The sequence below is a fragment of the Tepidibacter thalassicus DSM 15285 genome, assembly GCF_900129915.1.
GTDB classification, from domain to species: Bacteria; Bacillota; Clostridia; order Peptostreptococcales; family Peptostreptococcaceae; genus Tepidibacter; species Tepidibacter thalassicus.
The window spans coordinates 1-4761 of sequence record NZ_FQXH01000045.1 but is presented as its reverse complement, the minus strand read 5'-3'; the positions used below and the strand labels follow the sequence as shown (position 1 = coordinate 4761).

Annotated in this window: 5 protein-coding genes and 1 pseudogene; 2 read left to right on the top strand and 4 right to left on the bottom strand. The window is 22.3% G+C overall.

The genetic code is table 11. The annotated features are described in order from the left end of the window. The 3 genes from BUA19_RS11245 to BUA19_RS11235 form a co-directional block, all read right to left on the bottom strand. Positions 1-358: Rpn family recombination-promoting nuclease/putative transposase (locus BUA19_RS11245; RefSeq protein WP_143145433.1), on the bottom strand; the 358-nt coding region annotated here is incomplete at its 3' end. A gap of 306 nt (positions 359-664) precedes the next feature. Beyond that, the gene (locus BUA19_RS11240) at positions 665-1864 is read right to left on the bottom strand and encodes a sensor histidine kinase (protein WP_178137503.1); all 1200 of its coding nucleotides are present in this window, start codon (positions 1862-1864) and stop codon (positions 665-667) included. 76 nt (positions 1865-1940) lie between these two features. Next, positions 1941-2675: a LytR/AlgR family response regulator transcription factor gene (locus BUA19_RS11235; RefSeq protein WP_072726545.1), complete on the bottom strand. Its 735-nt coding sequence runs from the start codon at positions 2673-2675 to the stop codon at positions 1941-1943. A gap of 338 nt (positions 2676-3013) precedes the next feature. Here BUA19_RS11235 and BUA19_RS11230 point away from each other — a divergent pair, with 338 nt between their 5' ends. Both BUA19_RS11230 and BUA19_RS11225 read left to right on the top strand, forming a co-directional pair. Next, complete coding sequence (locus tag BUA19_RS11230; protein WP_072726542.1) at positions 3014-3826, top strand: CPBP family intramembrane glutamic endopeptidase; 813 nt, start codon at positions 3014-3016, stop codon at positions 3824-3826. Between the two features lie 155 nt (positions 3827-3981). Further along, on the top strand, positions 3982-4314 hold the full coding sequence (locus tag BUA19_RS11225) for a SunI/YnzG family protein (RefSeq protein ID WP_072726540.1): 333 nt from the start codon (positions 3982-3984) through the stop codon (positions 4312-4314). A 30-nt stretch (positions 4315-4344) separates the two neighbouring features. Here BUA19_RS11225 and BUA19_RS11220 read toward each other — a convergent pair. Then, positions 4345-4761: pseudogene (locus BUA19_RS11220) on the bottom strand (hypothetical protein); the annotation flags it as partial.

Genomic DNA, 4761 nt, shown 5'->3' with positions numbered 1-4761 from the left:
CCAATATATTTATTGATATTGTTTTTCTAAGTTCAAAATAATCTTCTCCACTTTCTATTTGATCTGAGTATACTTTTGCCCAGTAATATAATGCTCTTTTATCATAAAAACTTTGCTCTGCTATTTGCATTTCTATATCATACCATACTCCTTTTTCATCTACTGCTTTTATATCTAATATACTCATTTTTCCTTTTATATAACTTGATAGATTGTATGGATTTTTTATCTTTATATCTTTTACTTGATTTTCCTCTGATAATACTGAATTTATAAATGAAATTAATATATCTTTGTTTTCTTCACTTCCAAATAACTTTTTAAATACAAAGTCTACTTTAGGGTTTAATCTGCACATTATTTTCACCCTCCATTTTATATTATATCATAAAAACAAAAATCAATATAAATATCACGAATGATTAAGCCAATGTCATAAAATGTAATTTTTGCAATTCATGATATTATATTGACAGTTCATGACATATATATTGATTTTATGAATTAAAAAGGAAGAGATTTTAATGAGAGAAATGAATGTAAATGAGCGGAATCAGTATAATATTTATATTAGGAAGTTTAAAATTGTTAAATATGGGCTCTTTCGCCTTAGTTTATGTGATAAATGTTGAGGCAGATAGATTTTTATACACCCCAACATTTATTATAAAACCTTTTTAATCAATATTTCCTGATGAAATAAATTGTCTTTTATAAATGTATTAATACTCATATTATGATATTTTTTATTTAATTTCCTTACTATATTAAGACCTAAACCTCTATCTTCTCCTTTTGTCGAATATCCTTTTTCAAAAATTCTATTTATATTAGGTTTACTTTTAAATGAATTTGAAATTATAATGTAAATTTCATCTCCATCATCTTCCATTCCAATGTTGATTATTTTGTCATTCGATTCAATACTAGCTTCTATTGCATTATCAATAAGTATACCTAAAATTTTACAAATATCTATATCCCTCAATAAAAAATCTTCTATATTATTCTCTATATTTAAATTTAAATTTAATCCTAAAGAACTCGCTTTCGCCAATTTTATACTCACTAATCCTTTAACAGGAATATTTTTTATATTTATAAGCCCATATATATTAACATTCATATATTTATCATTCATCAAATTTTCATAAAAATATTTTTTTAAACCTTCCATATTATTAGTTAATATATATCCATTTATACACATTAAAGTATTTCTATAATCATGTCTAAATACTCTCATATTTTCAAGCGATTCTTCTATCATATTTACATATAACTGGATATTTCTTTTTTCATTTTTTTCTATATACAATTTGTACAAAATAAAAAAAATAACATAACTTATAATTGCACATACAAAAAAAACAAGCATACACAATAAAACAAATTTATTCATATCTATATCATAATTCGCATATTCAAAAGAATACACAATTATAACAAATACCATTATCATAAATATTATATAAAACCAAAGTATTTTACTTTCTTCTAATTTAATATCCTCTTTTAAATTTAAAATTTTAACTTTTTTTAACAAACTAGATATTAATACAGCCACAAAAATTATCAACAGCTCAAAAAAAACATCTTTTAAAAAACTATATGTATCTAAAATGCTAGTATACTCATATAATATATAACCTATAAACAAATCAGATATCTGAAATATACCAAACGTTATGATATATATTTTAAAAAAACGCAATTTATTCTTTGAATATACTAAATACATTCCAAAACTCAAAACCAAATAGTAAATACCTAATCTTAAAAAATCAGGGAATATCTTTACTAAAAGTGTTTCTAGTAAAGATAAAAAAATTACTAGATTCATTTCATAAAATAAGCTATACAACTTATAATTTCCTAGTTTTTTGAAAACATATATAAATGAATAAGTAAATATATATGTCATAATAAAATTTTGTAAACTATCCATCATTTATCAATCCTTTAATAGCAGTTCTCGATAAAATAGCTTTTTCTCCATTTTTCATAAGAACATATAAATCATTTAAATCTTTATTTATTATTTTTATATAGTCTTTATTTATAATACAAGTTCTATGAGATTTATAAAATCTCTTATCGAGTTCTTCTTCTATCTCTTTAAAACTGCCATGGAATTCTATAATAGAATCCACAGTTGATACCCTAATTTTATGAGGTATTCCAGTAGTTTCAAATTTTATAATTTCATTAAATTTTAATATATACTCCCTTTTTCCCGATTTAATTACTATACTATCTCGCTTGTTTCCTTCACTCAAATTGCGTATTATATCTAAATTTTCTAGTAATCTACATTCAATATCATCTGTTTTATCAATAAAATCTAAAGCTTTTAATTTGTATTTAAATATACTCATAACCATAATAGGATAATTAGTTATAATTATTATTTCTCCATTTTTATCATATTTTCTAATTTCTTTTGCTAATTTCATTCCACTTTGATTATATTTAAGCTCTATATCTAAAATATAAATATTTTTCTTATTTAGATTTTGTTTTACACAATCAATAACCCCGTCTGTACTATCTCTTATTAAAACTATATCAAATTTATACTCATCTTTTAAAATACTATCATTGTAGTTATTAATTACACGCACAATACGCTTAACTATCTCTTTATCGTCTTCGCAAATTATGACGTTAAACATATACTCCCCCTATATATAGTAAATTCTATCTATATAAAACATATTATAACATTTTTTATTCCATTTCAAATCATCTTATATTTTTAATTATAATCTTTTTACTTCTTTTTATAAACATAGCCATGGCAAATATCATGTCATGGCTACCTTTAATCCCTCAATCCATTAACTTCCTAAAATGTAATTTTTGCAATTCATGATATTATATTGACAATTCATGACATATATATTGACCTTAAAAGTTAAATCTGTTTTAATTATTATAATATTAACAGTACTAAAAAAACTTTCTCAAAAAAATACAATAAACAATACTAATTATATTCGGAGGTAAAACAATGAAAAAATATCTATCAATGACAGGAAATATAATAAAATACTACTTAATATACTTCATTATTACTTTTATATCTCAATTTTCAATAGGAATTATATATGGTATAAAATATTATAAAACTTTACCTAAATCTAAAATTGTACAACTAATAATGAATAACTTATATCTAACAACAGGAATAGCTTCAATTATAACATTTTTTGTATACATATTATTATTTAAAAATAAAGAACAAAATTTATATCAAAGATGCAAATTTAAAAAAATAAGCTCAAACAATATAATATCAATTATATTAATTTCTATAATAATAAGTTTTACAAGTTCCAATATTGCAATCTTCATGAGTACAATATTTGAAAGTTATAAAAAAGTATCCAAAATCTTATTAACAGGAGTATCATCTCCACTTAACGCTTTATGTATATTACTTATATTACCTGCCTTTGAAGAAATATTATTTAGAGGATTAATTTTTAATGAACTTAAAAAAAATATAAATATAACAGCTAGTATAATAATTCAATCCCTTATATTTGCTATTTGTCATGGCAATATCGTACAAGGAATTTACACATTTTTAATGGGAATCATATTAGCTTTAATTTACAATTTTACAAACTCAATATATGCTCCAATATTACTTCATATTACATACAATATTTTAGGAACTATGGTTTTCCCAAAAATATTAAAATATCCAGCTAAATATTCTATTTTATTTATATTAATAGGTTTAGTGTGTTTAGTATTTACTCTGTTACGTTTTTATTCAAAGCAAAACAATTTTATAAAAGAAAACAATTTATATTAAATAACTATGCCATGGCTAATGCCATGGCTAATTTAAAAAGTTCTATTTTTTCTCTATACGAATTATATTCATATTACCATACATGTCATAATGTCGATATTAAATTAATTCTTTCCATTGTTAAAATATATACTAGTCGAAAGGAGGTGAAATAAATGTATATAATATTAAGCATAGGTATTTTATTTACACTTTCTTTATTATTAACTACAAATTATAAAATAAAAAATGACAAGTTAATAATAAGAAGTGGTTTTTCAAAAATAAAAATTTCAATAAACGATATAACTCAAATTAAAGATTCAAATATGTATTCTATGGAAAAAAATAAAAACTCTTCATGCTATTACACAAGTACAGCATATTATACAATGCCCGATAGAATACTTATTCATACTAAAGACAATAAATCTTATTTTATAGCTTTAAATAATGCAAAGAATTTAATAAAAAAAATTAATAAAATTAATCCTAAAATTATTTATTAAAAATAGCCATGGCAAATGCCATGGCTATTTTTACTCCCTTAATTTATTAACTTCCTCTACAGAAAGTCCTGTTTTTATTGCTATTGTTTCATTATCTAAAACATCTAATAAGTTTTTAGCTATCTCTATAGATTTTTTATATTCTCCTTGTTTTATTCCTTGTTTTATTCCTTGTTTTATTCCTTCCTTTCTTCCTTCCTTTCTTCCTTTAATTTCAGCAGTTTTCACTTCTGCTTTCCTTATCATCATAGCCTTTCTTTCATTTTCATATATTTCTCTTTCTTCCTTTTCTAAATACATTGTATCTAATTTCTCTATTGCTTTTTTTACACTTTCATCTACTTCTATCTCTTTTGGTATTTTTCCCTTTTCCATTTCATACGCTCTACATAAAAACGCACTCCATCTATCTAGGGCTGTTTTTATTTCACTATATTCTTTTTTAAA